Genomic DNA, 17553 nt, shown 5'->3' on the forward strand with positions numbered 1-17553 from the left:
GTTCACCCGCTGCGGTATTGGCAAAAGCGGGGTCGATCTCTTCCAGATGATCCGGCAGCGCCAGCCAGGTCTGCAATCCCGAAATCGGCAATGGCTCCGTCCGGAGTTCTTCCGGTGAACGCTCCGAGTGCACGATGCCACGCCCTGCCGTCATCAGATTGACGTCGCCGGGCCTGATGACCATTTCGGTCCCGAGGCTGTCGCGATGACGTATGTTTCCGTCAAAAAGATAGGTTACGGTCGAAAGGCCGATATGTGGATGTGGGCGCACATCCAACGCATCGGTTGGGCGAAGGATAGCCGGGCCCATGCGGTCGAAGAAAATGAAAGGTCCGACGAGACGGCGCTTGGCACTCGGCAAGGCGCGGCGCACTTCCAATCCGCCAATGTCGCTCGTGCGTGGAATGATCAGCGTCTCGATGGCGTCGACGGCTGTTGCGTCGCCTGGCTTTGGGTCTGGGCAGGGGAAAAAACTCATGGACGCTACTCCGGATTGTCGGAGCCCCACCATAGCGTTTCAGAACACGGCTGAACAGCGTGGTTTGGTGTCACTCCGGGTCGAGTGGTTCGGTACCGACGGGTTCGCCATTGCGGCCGAGACGAATTTTCTCGACCTTGTCTTCGGCGGCGCGCAGCAGCGTATCGCAATGCTTCTTCAGCGCTTCACCACGCTCGTAAATACGAATCGACTGTTCCAGTGGCACATCGCCACGTTCCAGATCGTCGACGATCTTTTCCAGCTGCTCGAGCGCCTGTTCGAAGCTCATGGCGGCGATATCGGAATTGTTCTGTACGTCGGCCATGTTCATCCTCCCATCAGGCGTCTGATATGTGCGCCCGCTGAGAGCGACATCCCCTTGAGGTCGTACCCGCCTTCCAGAAGGCTGACAAGGCGGTTTGACGCATAGCTCCCAGCTCTTTCCATAAGAGCACCGGTTGCCCAGTCGAAATCGTCCTCGTTCAGATTGATTTCTGCCAGCGGATCGCGGTGGTGCGCATCGAATCCGGCCGAAATGATGATCAATTCCGGCTGAAATTCATCGATGGCCGGGAGAATGCGCGTGTTGAAAGCCTCGCGAAAATGATCGCTGCCGGTCTGTGGGCTAAGCGGTGCATTGACGATATTGCCGACGCCGGTTTCACTTTTGGCGCCGGTTCCAGGATAAAGCGGCATCTGGTGAGTCGAGCAATAGAGAACGGACGGGTCATCCCAGAAGATATCCTGCGTGCCATTGCCGTGATGCACATCCCAGTCAACGATCGCAACGCGCTCTATGCCATGAGCCTTCTGCGCATGGCGGGCCGCAATAGCGGCATTGTTAAACAGGCAGAAGCCCATTGCCTTGTCACGCTCCGCATGGTGACCAGGTGGCCGCGAGGCGACAAAGACATTGTCGGCCCTGCCCGCGAAAACATCATCGACGGCGGCATTAGCCGCACCGATAGCGGCCAATGCTGCCTCCCAGCTCTTGGGGCTGACGGTTGTGTCGGCATCAACGCGGGTCAGTCCCTCCTCCGGGATCGTATTACGCACCCGCTCAAGAAACGTCTCGGGATGCACATAAAGGATCGTTGCCTCGTCACCCATCGGCGACTGGACACGATCCAGCGCATCGAAAGCGCTGTCTTCCAGCACCTTGTTTAGCGCCCGCAGCCGGTCAGGCCGCTCCGGATGGCCAACAGGCGTCAAATGTTCGAGGTATATCGGATGCGAATAGAGGCGAGTAACCATGGGAGCTTTCTGCAGCGGCAAATTGGCATCAACATGGCCTACACGGCCACGCCCAAATTTGCACCAGCGCCTTGCGGTTATACAAGAGCGAAGTGAGAAGCGTATATCAACGCTGCAGAATCACCCGCTCAGGCCACGCTCAAGGCCTGCGTCAGATCGGCGATCAGATCGTCAGGATGCTCGATGCCGATCGACAGCCGGATCGTCGAATCAAGCACGCCGATGCGCTGGCGCACATCCACCGGCACGCCGGAATGGGTCATCGTCGCAGGATGGCTGGCGAGCGATTCCGTACCGCCAAGGCTCACCGCCAGTTTCAATATCTGCAGAGCGTTGAGGAATTTGAATGCTGCCGGCTGGCCACCGTGAATGTCGAAGGAGAAGGTCGAACCGGCTCCGGTGCATTGGGCCGCAAAGGTGCGCCCGAGCGGTGATGACGCGTCGTGATACGGCAGATAATGGATTTTGTCGCACTTCGGGTGTTCGCGCAGGAAGTTGGCAATCACCAGGGCATTATTGTTGGCCTTCTCCATGCGGATGCTGAGGGTTTCGAGCGATCGTCCGAGCATCCAGCAGGAGTGCGGATCAAGCTGCGTGCCAATCGCGCCGCGCAGCGCCTTGACTTGTTTCATCACTGCCTTTGACCCGAGCGCGGCACCGGCGATGAGATCGGAATGGCCACCGACATATTTGGTCAGCGAATAGAGCGATATATCTGCGCCGTGCTCAATTGGCCTCTGGAAGACCGGTCCGAGCAAAGTGTTGTCGCAGGCAATCACCGGGCGATGCCCCTGTTTCTCGCCGATTGCTTCGGCAATCCGCCGGATCATGGCAACATCGACGAGGCTGTTTGTCGGATTGGCCGGCGTTTCGATGAGAATCACCGAGACACGGCCCTTTTGCATCGCCTCTTCGGCTGCAGCCTGCACGGACTCTTCGTTCACTCCATCGGCAAATCCCACCGCAGCGACGCCCATATTGAGGAACGTTCGGGCGAGAAGCGTCTCCGTACCGCCATAGAGCGGCTGCGAATGCAGGATCGAATCGCCCGGACGCACGAAAGCGAACAAGGTCGTGGCGATTGCGGACATACCCGAGGAAAATACCGCACAGCTTTCCGTTCGTTCATAGACCGCAAGCCGATCCTCGACGATCTCGCTGTTGGGGTGGTTGAAACGTGAGTAAACCAGCCCCGCTCCTGTGCCGGCCGGCGGTTCGCGGCGGCCGGAAACGAAGTCGAAGAAATCCCGCCCTTCTTCCGCCGATTTGAACACAAACGTCGAAGTCAGGAACACCGGCGGCTTAACCGCGCCCTCCGACAATTCCGGATCATACCCGTAATTGAGCATCAATGTTTCAGGATGCAGTTCGTGATTGCCGATATGAGTCTTGGAGGGATGGGGAGCGGTCATGGCAGTCTCCTCGCTGGTATGAAGCTTCAACCAGCGAGATTATAGCAAATACAACGACCATTCCTTGCTATTTCGATGAGCAAATGGACGGAATGTGACAACCAGCGCCAGCAAATTGCGCCTGCGCCACTGTGCTCAGATAATATCGGTCTTGGTGATCTGGATGCCGAAGCCCTCCAGGCCGACATAGTGCCGCTCGCGTGACGACAGCAGCCGGATCGACGTGATGCCGAGGTCCTTCAGTATTTGCGCGCCGAGACCAATCTGCCGCCACTCTTCTTCCCGCACCCGGGCTTCCGCATGGGCTTCACGATCCTGCAAGTTTGTGCGGTTGCGGTCATCGTCACGGCCAACACCCACTGAGCCTTCGCGCAGGTAAACGATCACGCCGCGCTTTTCTTCGGCGATGCGTTTCATGATGCTGTCGAGCGTGTTACGGGCACCGAAGACGTCGCTCAAGATGTCCTCGCGCTGCAGACGTACCGGCACATCCTCGCCGTCGCGAATATCGCCATAGACAATAGCGGCGTGATGCATTGGCTCCCAGGGGAGAGCGTAGGTAATCGCCTTGGCCTTACCGGCACAGGTGTCAATTTCATACTCGCCGGTACGTTCGATAAGCGTCTCCTTGCGCTGACGATAAGCGATAAGATCGGCCACCGTTACCTGCTGCAGATTGTGGGTTTCTGCGAAGCTCGCTACCTGCGGGCCACGCATGACCGAGCCATCGTCGTTGACCAGTTCGCAGATGACACCAACGGGCGGCAGCCCTGCAAGTTTGCAAAGGTCAACCGCCGCTTCCGTATGGCCGGAACGCATCAAAACGCCGCCCTCTCGGGCAACCAGCGGGAAAATATGACCGGGCCGAACGAAATCCGCGGCGCCCGAATTGGGGTTGGCGAGATTACGAACCGTCAGCGTGCGGTCATCGGCGGAAATGCCAGTGGTTGTTCCGTGCTTGTAATCGACAGTCACGGTGAAGGCCGTCGAATGCGGGGCGTCATTGTCCGCTACCATCGGCGCAAGATTGAGCCGGCGCGCGTGATCGCGCGGCATCGGTGTGCAGACGATACCTGAGGTGTGGCGCACGATGAACGCCATCTTTTCCGGCGTGCAATGAACCGCGGCGACGATCAGGTCGCCTTCATTCTCGCGGCCGTCATCGTCCATAACGACAACGATCTCGCCACGTTCGAAGGCGCGCAGCGCATCGACGACCCGTTTTTGATTATAAGCCATGGAAGCCGCCCCTTGTTTAAATACGGCCTGTCTGGCCGCGATGTCTGAGATAATGGTCCGCAATGGCACAAGCAACCATGGCTTCGCCGATCGGTACGGCGCGAATGCCGACACAGGGATCATGTCTGCCCTTGGTCATCACATCCACCTGGTTGCCATCGGCATCGATGCTGCGGCGCGGCGTCAGGATCGACGATGTCGGTTTGACGGCAAAGCGTGCTACCACCGGCGCGCCGCTGGAAATGCCGCCCAGTATACCGCCAGCATGGTTGGACAGGAAGATCGGCTTGCCATCATTGCCCATGCGCATTTCATCGGCGTTTTCCTCGCCGGTAAGCTTGGCCGTCTCAAACCCGTCCCCGATCTCCACGCCCTTCACGGCGTTGATCGACATGAGATAGCTGGCTATGTCCTGGTCGAGCTTTCCGTAGACTGGAGCACCGAGGCCTGCGGGGACGTTTTCCGCAACGACTTCGATGATGGCGCCGATAGACGAGCCCGCCTTGCGGATGCCATCCAAATAAGCGGCGAATGTATCGACCGAGCCCGCGTCAGGGGTAAAGAACGGGTTGTTGTTGACCTCGTCCCAATCCCATCGGCTGCGATCAATCGAGTGAATTCCCATTCCGACCAAAGCACCTCGCACGATAAGGCCGGGTACAACCTTGCGGGCGATGGCACCGGCGGCAACGCGAGCAGCCGTTTCGCGTGCCGACGAACGGCCGCCACCGCGATAGTCGCGGATGCCATATTTGACGTCATAGGTGTAGTCGGCGTGACCCGGACGGTACTGGCGAGCTATGTCGCCGTAATCCTTCGAACGCTGGTCGGTGTTCTCTATCATCATAGAGATCGGCGTTCCGGTGGAGATCATCGTGACTCCATCATCTTGCAACATCACACCGGAGAGGACCCGCACCTGATCGGGCTCGCGCCGCTGCGTCGTATATTTGGATTGGCCGGGCTTGCGCTTGTCGAGATAGGCCTGGATTTCAGCTTCCGTAAAGGAGATGCCCGGGGGGCAACCGTCCACCACGCATCCAAGCGCAATTCCGTGGCTTTCACCCCAGGTGGTGACGCGAAAAAGATGACCGAAAGTATTGTGCGACATGTACCTATCCGACTTTTGTCAGGGGGTTTTATGAGCGTTTACTCCTGTGGTCAAACCCGCCGCTGAAATTCCTTCATCCCTGACGAAAAAAGCAATTGTTTTGCCACAAATGAACGTTCTAACTGCAGCGCTAACCGGAACACAGATTTGATATAAAGAGGAAATCAAATGCGCTTTATCGTAGCAACATTCATGTTCGTCGCTTCCCTTTTCCCGGTTGGAGCACTTGCGGACGATGCGCAGGGAAAGATTACCAACATCGATGCGGATAATTCGACGATCACGCTCGATGATGGCAAGGTCTACAAATTGCCGGGCGAATTTGATCTGAGCGTTATCGAAGAGGGTATGAAGGTGACGCTGATGTTCGATGTCGTCAACAAAGAGCGTTTCATCACTGATATTGAAGAAACGCAGGAATGATCTCGTTCAGTCTCGCTACAGCCAGGTAAGCTGACCGTTTTCAAGGCGCAGTATGTGATCCTGGGTTATAGCGAGGTTCGCTGCGTCATGGCCATCCAGCCCGTTCACGAGCTGGAATATCGTTCGCAGACAACCGCCATGGGTCACACACACGGTAGGGCCCTTGACCTCGGACAGCCAGCTCGCCACCCGCACTCCCAGCATTGCATAGCTTTCGCCCGTAGGCCCGGGAGGTACGAAGTTCCACTTGTCCCTCGCCCGTTCGTCGACCAGTTCCGGCGTCTTGGCGGCAATGTCCTCAATCATGAATCCCTGCCAATCGCCGAAATTCACCTCCATCAGCCGCGGATCGGTGTGATAGGCCTTTGGGTCGACACCCATGCGCGTCCTGATCCGCTCCATGGTATCGCGTGTGCGGCGCAAAGGACTGGCTACGAAGTCGAAGCCGGCGCCATCGCCGATCAATGATTTCATCAGATCGCCGTTGCGGTCGGCTTGGGCACGGCCGCGTGCATTGATATCAATATCTTCCTGGCCCTGGATCCGTTCCGTCACGTTCCAGTCCGTCTCGCCGTGACGCGAGAAGTAGATCAACGAGTCAGGCACGGTCACTTTGGAGTTCAATCCTTGACGACAGAAATGTCCGGTGCGTCCACGGCCTTCATGCCAACGACATGATAACCACTATCAGCGTGATGTATCTCGCCGGTGACAGAACGCGACAGGTCAGAGAGGAAATAGAGACCCGCATCGCCGACTTCCTCGATGGTGACGGTACGGCGCAACGGCGCATTGTACTCATTCCATTTGAGAATGTAGCGGAAATCACCGATACCGGAAGCCGCAAGGGTTTTGATCGGTCCGGCCGATATTGCGTTGACACGGATATTATCCGGGCCAAGATCCACAGCAAGATATTTCACGCTTGCCTCAAGCGCGGCCTTGGCAACACCCATGACGTTGTAATTCGGCATGACCTTTTCCGCGCCATAATAGGTCAGTGTCAGAATAGAACCGCCGTTCGTCATGAGTTTTTCGGCTCGCTTGGCCACGGCGGTGAGGGAGAACACCGAGATCAGCATGGTCTTGCTGAAATTGGCTTCCGACGTATCGACATAGCGACCGGTCAGTTCATCCTTGTCGGAAAAACCGATGGCATGTACGAGAAAATCGAGCTTGCCCCATTCCTTTTCGAGTGCGGCAAAGCAAGCGTCGATGGTCGACGCATCCGAAACATCGCAGTGGCCGCACAAAAATGCGCCGAGTTCCTGCGCAAGCGGCTCGACACGCTTTTTCAATGCATCGCCCTGATAGGTGAATGCAAGTTCGGCACCGGCATCGTGCGCTGCCTTGGCAATACCCCAGGCGATCGACCGATTATTGGCAACGCCCATAATGAGGCCGCGTTTACCTTGCATCAAACCAGTTTTGGCGGTCATATACCAACCCTTCATGAGACTTATGATTGATGTGCGGTATCGCACAGCCCGCGCCGGGCTTCAAGCACACTGTCAATGTCGTTTTGGATTTTCAGTGGCTGGTGTCGCGTAAGAATGCTTCCAGCGCAGGATCGCCGTTTTCCGGCAACATGATGCGAACGTGCGCGAACAGATCGCCGTGGCCATCCGGTTTCTTGGGTAAACCTTTGCCTTTCAGCCTTAAAACGCGGTCAGAGCTGGTCCAGGGCGGTACTTTAACCGCAACACGGCCGCGGAGCGTCTCGACTTCCTGGCGTGATCCGAGAGCGGCATCATGCAGCGAAACCGGAAGTTCGATATGAAGATCCCTTCCCTCGACGCGAAATTTGGGATGCGGTTTGAAGCGGATCGTGACCAATGCGTCGCCCGGAGTGCCGCCGGGAATCGCTTCTCCCTGCCCCTTCAACCGAATCGTTTGACCATTTTCGACATGCGTCGGCAATTTGATTGCCAGCCTCTTGCCATTCGGGAAGACAGCTTCGACCTTTTCAGCCCCAGCTGCCTGTTCGAGAGTAATGTCTATCGTTGCCTGCAGATCAGTGCCTTTCCGAGGTCCGGCACGGCGCGCGCCGCCAAAGCCGCCCCCCATTCCGGCAGTCTCTCCAAACAGGCTGCTCAATATGTCGTCGGCACCGAAGCCCTGGTTACCGGCAGTACGGAACTCAAAACCACCGGCACGTTGGCGCCCGCCGCCAAACCCGGCAAAAGGATCGCCCCCTGCTCCCGAAAAACCTTCAAAGCCGTGCGGCGCGCGCTGCTTGCCTTCAGCGTCGATCTCGCCGCGGTCAAACTGGCCACGGCGTTCCTTGTCACCGACGATTTCGTAGGCCTGATTGATCTCGGAAAAATTTGCCTGCGCCTTCGGGTCATCCTGATTCTGATCCGGATGATATTTTTTGGCGAGCTTGCGAAACGCCGATTTTATTTCTTCAGGCTTCGCCGTCTTGGCGACGCCCAGCACGGTATAGGGATCGCGCATGTGTCTGCCTTTCCTCGCAAGAGCGAGACAACTTGGGATTGTTCCGCAGCTATATGTTTATGAATAGGAAGAAATTCCAGAGATTTGAAGCAAAAAACAGAAGAATGGCACAGATTTTGCTCGCTTACATTGGCGCGAAGGATTTCAATGTCCATTGCCCGCCATTCTGCATGCAGGTCTCGCCCTTGTAGAGCATGACGCCATCGAATGATTCGCGCGAAGTCTGGAATTCACGGCAAAGACCAGCGTCATCTTTCTTCTCGGCAATGGTCGTGATCGTTCCCTGGCTGCCAGTTTCAGGATTTGACCACGGAACCGGCTTGTTGCCCCATTGCGTGAAATTCAGCGCTGAAACGATGTTGCGCACCGTCGTTTGATCCGACGAACCCTTGCTGTCAACAGGTTGTGCCGGGGCGACCGATCCCGTAACAGTTGCTTGATCGGGAACCGCTCTCTCAATGCTGAAACCCTTCATGGCGCAGCCGGACAACAAGCATAGGGAAACGGCGGCGGCGAAGCCCAGACAAGGCCCGCACCTATCCTGTTTTTTTGCACCAAATTTCTTGCTATCAGATTGTGGAAACGCCAAACACATATCTCTCTTTAACAAGGTCAATCCGAAATGACTATGGGACTATGGATTAAATGAAGTTAACAACAGATGACTTCACGGAAAAATCCGAACCGTTTGCGCTCTTCGATGAATGGCTGGCTGACGCAACGAAAACCGAGCCAAATGATCCCAACGCTGTCGCGCTGGCAACGGTCGATGAAGATGGCTTGCCGGATGTTCGCATGGTTCTTCTCAAGGGATTTGATAGCCAAGGCTTTGTTTTCTATACAAATTTCGAAAGCCAAAAGGGCCGCGAAATTCTTGGTTCGATGAAGGCTGCCATGTGCTTTCACTGGAAAACACTTCGCCGTCAAGTGCGCATCCGTGGACCCGTAGAGGTCGTCAGCAACGAAGAAGCCGATGCCTACTATGCAACGCGTCCTCGTGGAAGCCGCATCGGTGCCTGGGCTTCTAAACAATCGCGTCCTCTTGAAAGCCGCTTTGCCCTGGAGAAGGCCGTGGCCGAATATACCGCTCGCTATGCGATTGGCGAAATCCCGCGTCCGGCGTATTGGTCAGGATTTCGTATTCGTCCGACCTCGATTGAATTCTGGCACGACCGGCCATTCCGCCTGCATGACCGGATGGTTTTCAGTCGCGACACGCCCGAAGGCGATTGGGACAAGACGCGGCTCTATCCTTGAACCCAATCAGCCTTTCTTGCGCGTGAGAAAAGCCATCAAGGCGTTGCGCGCCTCTTCCGACTGGAGGCGTTCGGCAAAATGCTTCGCTTCCAGTTTGATACGCTCGACGACCTCTTCTCGCGGCATGCGCAGAAGATCGCGCGATATTCGCATGGCTTCGGGCGGCTTTGCAGCGATTTCGCTAGCCACTCTCAACACGGTGCTTTCGAGCTCTTCGGTTTCGACCAGCTTGTAAACGAGACCGGCTTCCTTGGCCTCGACTGCGTTCAAGCCATCGCCCATCGCCAGGAATGCAAAGGCCCTTTGATGGCCCATCAGAGCTGGCCCGAGCAGGCTCGATCCAGCTTCTGGCACCAAGCCAAGATCGACGAAAGGTGTCTTGAAGAACGATTGCGGCGTTGCAAACGTCAGATCGCAGTGGAAATGGATCGTTGTGCCGACGCCGATCGCAAGGCCGTCCACGCCAGCGAGAAGCGGCTTTTTCGCGTTGACCAGAGCGATCAGGAAATCAATGACTTCGCTGCCCATAGTGCCGGTTGTGGCGAAAGCCATGAAATCCTGCAGATCATTGCCGGATGAAAACGCTCCCGGCACGCCGAAGAAAACATGAGCGCGAACAGACGCGTCGGAATCACCATCGACAATCGCCTTGGTCATCGCCGCATACATGGCGCGGGTAAGAGCGTTCTTCTTGTCCGGCCGGTTTATGCGAATGGTCTGAACAGCACCTTGGCGCTCGATTTGAATATGGTCTGACATGGGTTTCCCTTTATGAAGCGAGGGCCGAACGAGCGCCAAGCAAGCTGGCCGCGCCATGAATGACACGATCTTTCAAGGCACTGGTTTCCGACAGGAGGTTTTCGGCAAAGAACCGAGCCAGAGCCGTGCGCCCGGCGTTTTCTCCGCCCAGCGCGCCCTTCGCGAGATACGTTGCGCCGGAGGCAAGACCAAAGAGGCGCAGATAGGGCGTGGCGCCCGCATAGGCCTCGCTGATTTCACCCTTGGCAAGTGCCTGCTGCAGCCACACGCTGGTTGACTCCAGATCATCCAGCCCGGCCTGAAGGCGTTCGCCCGTATCTCCGAAGTCGGCGCTGTTCGAGGCAGTGACGGCCTCCGCCACGGCGCGCAGTTCAGCGATATACGCCTTGATATGCTCACCACCGTCCAGTGGCAATTTGCGCTGGACGAGATCAATTGCCTGGATGCCGTTGGTGCCCTCATAGATCGGCGCAATGCGTGCATCGCGGAGAAACTGCGCTGCGCCCGTTTCCTCTATGAATCCCATACCGCCATGGACCTGGATGCCGATCGAGGCGACATCGACGCCAATATCGGTCGAGAACGCCTTGGCGACGGGCGTCAGCAGATTGGCGCGATCGGCCCAATGACGGGCATCATCGCCTGTGCCGGTCTTTGCCATGTCAAGCGCATGGGCGCAGGCGTAGGCGATGGAACGGGCAGCTCCGGTCAGCCCCTTCATCGTCAGCAGATTGCGCTGCACATCCGGATGCTCGACGATCGGGCTCATCCCCTCACCCGTCCAGCCTGGCGCGCGCATCTGACGGCGCTCCTTCGCATAGGCAAGGGACTTCTGATAGGCAGCTTCGGCCACGGCCACGCCCTGAATACCGACCGCAAGACGTGCATTGTTCATCATCGTAAACATGCAGGCGAGACCCCGATTTTCCTCACCAATCAACCAACCGAGGGCGCCGGGGTCCCGGCCCTTGGCGAAACCATCGCCATAGATCATCGTGCAGGTGGGCGAGCCATGGATGCCCATCTTGTGCTCGACGCCGCTGCAGAAGACGTCATTGCGCGCGCCGAGAGAGCCATCTGCATTAACGAGGAACTTCGGCACCAAAAACAGCGAGATGCCCTTGGTACCGGCCGGAGCGTCGGGCAACCTCGCCAGGACCATGTGAATGATATTCTCCGTCAGGTCATGCTCGCCGTAAGTGATGAATATCTTGCTGCCGAAAATCCGGTACGTACCGTCCTCGGCCCGCTCTGCCCTGGTCCGCAAGGCACCGACATCGGAGCCCGCCTGCGGTTCGGTCAGGTTCATCGTTCCCATCCACTCGCCTGAAACAAGCTTTGGCAGATAGGTTTGCTTCAGGTCATCGGTTGCGTGGGCTTCGAGCGCCTCGATGGCGCCGAGTGTCAGTGTCGGACCAATGCCGAACGCCATCGAACCCGAGTTCCACATCTCGAAGGTTGCAATGGCCAGCATCATCGGCAGGCCCTGCCCGCCAAATTCCTCTTTCCCGGTCAAGGCATTCCAGCCGCTGGAAATCCATTCCTGGTAAACGTCTTTCCAGCCGGGCGGCATCGTAACCTCGGCGTCCTTGAGAGGCGTGCCATGTTTGTCGCCAATTTCCAGCAGTGGTGCGACATGTGTCGAAGCAAACTTTCCGGCTTCTTCAAGAATTGCGTCCACGAGATCGTCCGATAGATCTCCAAAACGGCCTTGCGCAATGGCATTATCCAGTCCGGCGACTTTCTTCAGAGTGTGGGCGATTTCTTCTACGGGCGCGCGGTACATGGATCACGGTCTCCTCATCCGGTGATGCTTGTTGCGGGCGGCACATTGCAACCGCGAGGGCGTTCAAGGCAAGTGGATTTTTACGTAAACGTAAGATATTCACCCTTCCGACAAAAACAAGCGCATTTAACGGTGACTAACGGTATATTAACCGCGATGCAGCGACCATCTTCCCGTAATGTGGGGTTTGGAGACTTGATCGCGAGGGGACATCCTATTTGACGAGCCGAGTACGTGCTTTTGCTATGATCATTGCCGCCCTGCTTTCTGGCGGGCCGACGTATGCGGACTCGGAGTTCCAGACACCCTGGTCAAACAAGGAACGCGCAATCGTTCTGGATGGATATGAGCACAACTCCTTCAATCTCGCGGAAATCGTCAAGGACGGGCGGGTCGCCGGCTTTATCCACAAAGGCTCGGATGGAATGCCCGCCAATTATCACTGCACGCGCATCAGGGATGCGATGCAGCAGGAATTGTGCAAGCGCATATGGCGCAACTATTCCGTCTCCCGCGAGCTATACCAGACGCGCCGAGCCCTCGCCAAAGCACTCGGCCTGAAATGGGGCGCCTATCACCTCGGACGCCCGGGCAATCCGATCGAGCAGGCCAATCACTTCATCGACTATACCGAGCCGACCGCTGATGAACTGATCGCGATCGACATCGAGAACAACGACCCCGATAAATTCATGTCGCTCCGTGACGCGGAGATTTTTGCCGAACACGTCAAATTCCGCGCCGGGCGTTATCCGGTGCTCTATACGAATGGCATCACAGCCAAATACATTGCCGATCACCGGCTGGAGTTTCCGATCCTCTCGCGCTTGCCGCTCTGGTATGCGCGTTATGAATCGGACATTGCGCCGCATTTCCCCAAGGGCAACTGGCAGGACTATGCGCTCTGGCAATTCACATCCCAGAGCAATTGCAGCAGGCAGCGCTGTCCCTATCGCCCGCCCGGGACGAACCGCGACATCGACGTCAATATCGCCGACATGACGGTACCAGAACTGAGGAGAGCTTGGCCTTTCGGTGAGCTTGTCAAAGCCATACCGCCCGATGATCTGCCAAAACCCGACACAAAACCAGTCAACCAGCCCAATGTACTGGTAGCGTCGGCTGAGCCTTTGCGCGCTGGCAGTCCCTCAGGCAAGCCAGCGGTCGACGGGACGATGACGGCTTCCGTGTTGCTACAGCCGATGGGCCGATTCCGCGTCAGGACACTGACTATTGATGCGCTGTCGGCTGCGTTGAGCGAATCCATTGCTCGCCAGACCGATCATTTCAATGACCATCTGTTTCTTGGCATGTCTACGGCATGTTTGGACAAGGTTGGTCTTGCTGCGGATGCAACAGACCACATCCGCTACCCGGCCCTGACGCCGTTCCTATAGGGCATCGCCCTTTTCACGGGCAATCGCCCGCCAGCCAATATCGTGCCGGTAAAAGCCTTCCGGCCAATCGATCCTGGCTATTGCGGCATAGGCGGCATCTTGCGCTTCCTGAACGGTCTTGCCGCTCGCCGTCACATTCAACACCCGGCCGCCATTGGCGACAAGCTCGCCATTCTTTGTTGCTGTCCCGGCGTGAAATATCTCGACTGCTTCATTTTCAGCGGCCGCGTCGACGCCTCTGATCACGCTGCCTTTTTCCGGCGCCGCCGGATAACCTCTGGCGGCCATGACCACCGTGAGCGCAGGATCGTCATTCCACCTGACGGACATCTGGTCCAGCGCCCCATCGGCAGCGGCCTTCAGCAACAACAGGACGTCGTCCTTCAAGCGCAGCATCAGCACTTGCGTCTCCGGATCGCCAAATCGCGTGTTGTACTCGATGAGCTTGGGACCATCCTTGGTGATCATCAGACCTGCAAACAGCACGCCACTGAAGGGCGCACCGATTTCCGCCATGCCGCGCATGGTCGGCTCGATCAGTTCCCGCATGGTGCAGTCGATGATGTCCTGCGTCATCACAGGAGCGGGCGAATAGGCGCCCATGCCGCCGGTGTTCGCTCCCGTATCGCCATCGCCGACGCGCTTGTGATCCTGCGCAGTACCGAATGGCAGTGCCGTCTTGCCATCGCACAGGCAGAAGAAGCTGGCCTCTTCACCATCCAGATATTCTTCCACCACAACCTCGGCGCCGGCACCACCGAATGCTCCGTCGAAACAAGCGTCCACAGCGTCGAGCGCTTCCTGAACCTTAAACGCAACGACGACACCCTTGCCGGCCGCAAGTCCATCGGCCTTGACCACGATCGGCGCACCCTGTTGCCGGATATAGGCCTTGGCCGCTTCGGCCTGGGTGAAGCGCTGGTAAGCACCGGTCGGAATGTTGAAGCGGGCGCACAGATCCTTGGTGAAGCCCTTGGAACCCTCCAGCCGTGCTGCCGCCTTGGATGGTCCAAATACCGAGATGCCCGCGGCCCGCAGATCATCGGCGATCCCGGCAACCAGCGGCGCCTCCGGGCCAACGACCACGAAGTCGATGGCATTCTCCTTGCAGAACGCAACGATCTCCCCATGCTTGGCGGGATCGAGTGCGACACATTCGGCAACGCTGGCGATACCCGGATTACCGGGCGCGCAATAGAGTTTGGCCAGCACCGGCGAAGCTGCGATCTTCCATGCCAGCGCGTGTTCACGGCCACCGGAACCTATCAGCAAGACATTCATCGAGATTGCTCCGCTATTCTAGAAGATTTGCCGTGTCGGTATGGCCTTGACGCGCAAGGGTCAAGCACGCAATCGCAAATTTGCCCTGAAAAACGGCGTATAGTCCTTGACTGCGGCGTAGACCGCTGACCAAGGTCAAACCATGACATCAGAAAAAGACATCATCCAGTCAACGGAAGCCCGTGGCCGCGTTTTCGATGCGCCGTCGGGCCATTGGGTCTATCGCACCTTGCCGAACTGGCTCTGGCCTTATGCACAGCTGGCACGCTGGGACCGGCCCATCGGCTGGTGGCTCCTGCTGTGGCCGTGCTGGTGGGCGACTGCGCTTGCGGCGAGTGCAGGTGCAAAGGTCGGCACACCACTTTGGTCGGTGCTGCCCTCACCCTATCACCTGATCCTGTTTCTGATTGGCGCCATCGCCATGCGCGGCGCGGGCTGCACCTATAATGATCTTGCCGATGAGGACATCGACAACAAGGTTGCCCGTACCCGCTCGCGTCCGCTTCCCTCCGGTCAGGTGACCCGCAAACAAGCGAAGATCTTTCTGGTCCTGCAAGCACTGGTAGGGCTGGCGGTTGTCGTCCAGTTCAACCTCTTCACCATCGTCCTTGCCATCGGATCGCTGGTCATTGTTGCCATTTATCCCTTCATGAAGCGAATCACCAATTGGCCGCAACTCGTTCTTGGCCTTGCCTTTTCCTGGGGTGCGCTTGTCGGTTGGTCGGCACATTTCGGCTCGCTCGACTGGCCAGCTGTCCTGCTTTATGCGGGATCGATCCTGTGGGTGATCGGCTATGACACGATCTATGCCCATCAGGACAAGGAGGATGACGCGCTGGTTGGCGTACATTCCACAGCCAGGCTGTTTGGCAGCCGCACACGCGAAGCGCTGATGGTTCTCTACGGCGGCGCGCTGGGCCTGTTCCTCGGGGCATTTGCCGTTGCCGAAGTGCCGATGCCAGCCGTGGCGGGGCTGCTGGCTGCAGGCGCGCATATGTACCGCCAGATCATGACGCTCGACATTGACAACCCGACCGAATGCCTGCGCCTGTTCAAGTCGAATACCATCGTCGGCTGGCTGATCTTCCTTGGCCTGGTGTTTGGCGGGCTGTGGACCGTCGTCAAGCCACTCTTCTAGACCCATAACCCATGTCAAAGAACAGGGTGTGGCTTGCCCTTGCCACGCCCGCTTTTGCGTCTGGCCATTGAATGGTGGTGGGAAAGACGGGCGGTCATCGAAGCGCGTCTTTGTAGAAGTATAATGCGATCCGAAGACCGCCCGCTGACGTTTTCCCCCTGCCGGCCGGCTTCTGCCTGTTCCGCGGGGCGAGTGGATGAGCGCCTGGAGTCCGGGCCCATCGTCGCCGTCGGTGCAGTGTCCGCACAATTGGCGTCGGCATCAACAACGCAGGCAATATCTGTGTGTCAGGCAGATTGACCTCCGAAGACGAACAGGTCGGCCAATGCCCGGGTCCGTTGCCCGCACATCGACACGCCGTCCTCCCCCACTTTCGAACGGCTCCGGAAGCAGCTCCCCATGGAAAGGACGGGAATAGGATAAACGAGGTTTGAAGGGGGTGGATAAGTTGGCGGGATTTTTTTCGGAATGACTGTCCCACCCCCACCCGCAGCTCCGCTGCAACCTCCCCCATCAAAGGGGGAGGTGGGAGGTGGCAACGTCGCAACCAGCCTGGGACATTTCCAGCCAGACATACCAGCGAAGACACGCGCCGAGGTCTTTACCCTCCCCCTTGTGGGGAGGGTCGGACCCGCAGGTCCGGGGCGGGGTCTTGCAACTTAGGCGCGCGCCAAACTTCTAAGGAATACCCCTCCCTGCTGCTACGCAGCCTCCCTCCCCACAAGGGGGAGGGTCGGGAAAATCGCGCCAGTCTGGGTCCGCGGGACGGGCGTGACCCCGAGATAAGAGCGACCCTACTTCGCGCCCTGCGCAATAATCTCCTCGCCGCCGATCACCAGCCGCAGGCCAAGATCGCCCATCTTGCGGCGGGCAAGGAAGCGCGGACGGCGGCGACGCGGTTCGTGGCCCTGACGGCGCTCCTTTGGTGTTGAAACAGCAACCGGCCCCACGCTCTGATCGAGCTGCCGCGCGACACCGTCTTCCTCGACGAGCATCATCGGCAGTTTGAACAGCGATGACCAGGCGCGCCAATCGGCAGCAATATCATTAAGGTCGTGTGCGACCAGCAACGGCACCGACAGATGCGGATCCGTATGCATGAGTTCCAGCGTTACCGTAATGTCACCGATCTCGTCTTCCGTCGCACGTGCTGTTACGCCGAGGAAGGCGCAGGCAGGCAATGCGAGCGAGACAGGCAAATGGCTTGCCGGCAGCAACCGCTTCACCACTGCACCCCGTTCGTGCAGCGTGAAGGTGATGTCGGCACGGTCGTCGCGCGTGGCATAGGTGACCGTCTGGGGTAGATGGAATGGGTCAAGCCGGAATTCCCGACCTGCCCAAACCGGCTTGGCTCCGGTTTTCTTCATGTGACGCCTTCTGTCGATCCTGAGAGCCGGTTTTCCGGTCTTCTCTTTGTATTTCCCTGTAGAGCGGACCATTTTCTGGTCTCGTATGGGGAAACAATAGGCGCCAACTTTCCCAATCCCGCTTAACGAACTGGGTTAACTCTTTCTGATTAGATGGAATGGTTATCGAAACCCCACCGGCCCCAAGCTTTTGG

The 17553-nt window shown here is 57.9% G+C and carries 17 protein-coding genes and 1 pseudogene; 4 read left to right on the plus strand and 14 right to left on the minus strand.

What is annotated here, in order from left to right; all coding sequences use genetic code 11:
* Positions 1-15 precede the first annotated feature (15 nt).
* The 6 genes and pseudogenes from BLM14_RS32670 to aroC form a co-directional block, all read right to left on the minus strand.
* A pseudogene (locus BLM14_RS32670) lies at positions 16-478 on the minus strand (pirin family protein); the annotation flags it as partial.
* A gap of 70 nt (positions 479-548) precedes the next feature.
* Complete coding sequence (locus BLM14_RS13405) at positions 549-803, minus strand: exodeoxyribonuclease VII small subunit (protein ID WP_099999810.1); 255 nt, start codon at positions 801-803, stop codon at positions 549-551.
* Positions 804-805: 2 nt separating this feature from the next.
* Entirely contained in the window at positions 806-1732 is a 927-nt protein-coding gene (locus BLM14_RS13410) for a histone deacetylase family protein (protein ID WP_099999811.1), read from the minus strand.
* 128 nt (positions 1733-1860) lie between these two features.
* On the minus strand, positions 1861-3144 hold the full coding sequence (locus BLM14_RS13415; protein WP_099999812.1) for a cystathionine gamma-synthase family protein: 1284 nt from the start codon (positions 3142-3144) through the stop codon (positions 1861-1863).
* A gap of 135 nt (positions 3145-3279) precedes the next feature.
* Entirely contained in the window at positions 3280-4383 is a 1104-nt protein-coding gene (gene ribB, locus BLM14_RS13420; protein WP_099999813.1) for a 3,4-dihydroxy-2-butanone-4-phosphate synthase, read from the minus strand.
* 16 nt (positions 4384-4399) lie between these two features.
* Complete coding sequence (gene aroC / locus BLM14_RS13425; RefSeq protein ID WP_099999814.1) at positions 4400-5494, minus strand: chorismate synthase; 1095 nt, start codon at positions 5492-5494, stop codon at positions 4400-4402.
* A 168-nt stretch (positions 5495-5662) separates the two neighbouring features.
* On the opposite strand from aroC, the gene BLM14_RS13430 reads away from it, so the two are divergent.
* Positions 5663-5917 carry a DUF1344 domain-containing protein gene (locus BLM14_RS13430; protein WP_099999815.1) on the plus strand — a complete coding sequence of 85 codons (255 nt, stop codon included), beginning with the start codon at positions 5663-5665 and terminating at the stop codon, positions 5915-5917.
* A 15-nt stretch (positions 5918-5932) separates the two neighbouring features.
* Here BLM14_RS13430 and BLM14_RS13435 read toward each other — a convergent pair whose 3' ends face one another.
* From BLM14_RS13435 to BLM14_RS13450, 4 genes are all read right to left on the minus strand, one after another.
* Positions 5933-6523, minus strand: a complete 591-nt coding sequence (locus BLM14_RS13435) for a histidine phosphatase family protein (protein WP_100001310.1) — start codon at positions 6521-6523, stop codon at positions 5933-5935.
* A gap of 14 nt (positions 6524-6537) precedes the next feature.
* Complete coding sequence (gene fabI / locus BLM14_RS13440; RefSeq protein ID WP_099999816.1) at positions 6538-7356, minus strand: enoyl-ACP reductase FabI; 819 nt, start codon at positions 7354-7356, stop codon at positions 6538-6540.
* A 91-nt stretch (positions 7357-7447) separates the two neighbouring features.
* Positions 7448-8374: a DnaJ C-terminal domain-containing protein gene (locus tag BLM14_RS13445; RefSeq protein WP_099999817.1), complete on the minus strand. Its 927-nt coding sequence runs from the start codon at positions 8372-8374 to the stop codon at positions 7448-7450.
* A gap of 124 nt (positions 8375-8498) precedes the next feature.
* A complete protein-coding gene (locus tag BLM14_RS13450) occupies positions 8499-8849 on the minus strand; it encodes an RT0821/Lpp0805 family surface protein (protein ID WP_099999818.1) in 351 nt (116 codons plus the stop codon).
* Positions 8850-9019: 170 nt separating this feature from the next.
* Between BLM14_RS13450 and pdxH the strand changes: the two genes are divergently transcribed.
* The gene (gene pdxH / locus BLM14_RS13455) at positions 9020-9631 is read left to right on the plus strand and encodes a pyridoxamine 5'-phosphate oxidase (RefSeq protein ID WP_099999819.1); all 612 of its coding nucleotides are present in this window, start codon (positions 9020-9022) and stop codon (positions 9629-9631) included.
* A gap of 6 nt (positions 9632-9637) precedes the next feature.
* Here pdxH and BLM14_RS13460 read toward each other — a convergent pair whose 3' ends face one another.
* Entirely contained in the window at positions 9638-10390 is a 753-nt protein-coding gene (locus BLM14_RS13460) for a crotonase/enoyl-CoA hydratase family protein (RefSeq protein WP_099999820.1), read from the minus strand.
* A gap of 10 nt (positions 10391-10400) precedes the next feature.
* The gene (locus BLM14_RS13465) at positions 10401-12176 is read right to left on the minus strand and encodes an acyl-CoA dehydrogenase family protein (RefSeq protein ID WP_099999821.1); all 1776 of its coding nucleotides are present in this window, start codon (positions 12174-12176) and stop codon (positions 10401-10403) included.
* Positions 12177-12421: 245 nt separating this feature from the next.
* Here BLM14_RS13465 and BLM14_RS13470 point away from each other — a divergent pair, with 245 nt between their 5' ends.
* The gene (locus BLM14_RS13470; RefSeq protein WP_099999822.1) at positions 12422-13573 is read left to right on the plus strand and encodes a glycoside hydrolase family 25 protein; all 1152 of its coding nucleotides are present in this window, start codon (positions 12422-12424) and stop codon (positions 13571-13573) included.
* Here BLM14_RS13470 and purD read toward each other — a convergent pair.
* Positions 13568-14854, minus strand: a complete 1287-nt coding sequence (gene purD, locus BLM14_RS13475; RefSeq protein ID WP_099999823.1) for a phosphoribosylamine--glycine ligase — start codon at positions 14852-14854, stop codon at positions 13568-13570. The genes BLM14_RS13470 and purD overlap by 6 nt on opposite strands.
* 142 nt (positions 14855-14996) lie before the next feature.
* On the opposite strand from purD, the gene ubiA reads away from it, so the two are divergent.
* Positions 14997-15992, plus strand: coding sequence for a 4-hydroxybenzoate octaprenyltransferase (gene ubiA, locus BLM14_RS13480; protein ID WP_099999824.1), 996 nt, complete (start codon positions 14997-14999; stop codon positions 15990-15992).
* 794 nt (positions 15993-16786) lie between these two features.
* On the opposite strand, the gene BLM14_RS13485 is transcribed toward ubiA, so the two are convergent.
* Complete coding sequence (locus tag BLM14_RS13485; RefSeq protein ID WP_099999825.1) at positions 16787-17359, minus strand: DUF6101 family protein; 573 nt, start codon at positions 17357-17359, stop codon at positions 16787-16789.
* Positions 17360-17553 lie beyond the last annotated feature (194 nt).

This window comes from Phyllobacterium zundukense (assembly GCF_002764115.1).
In the GTDB taxonomy this organism is placed as follows: Bacteria; Pseudomonadota; Alphaproteobacteria; order Rhizobiales; family Rhizobiaceae; genus Phyllobacterium; species Phyllobacterium zundukense.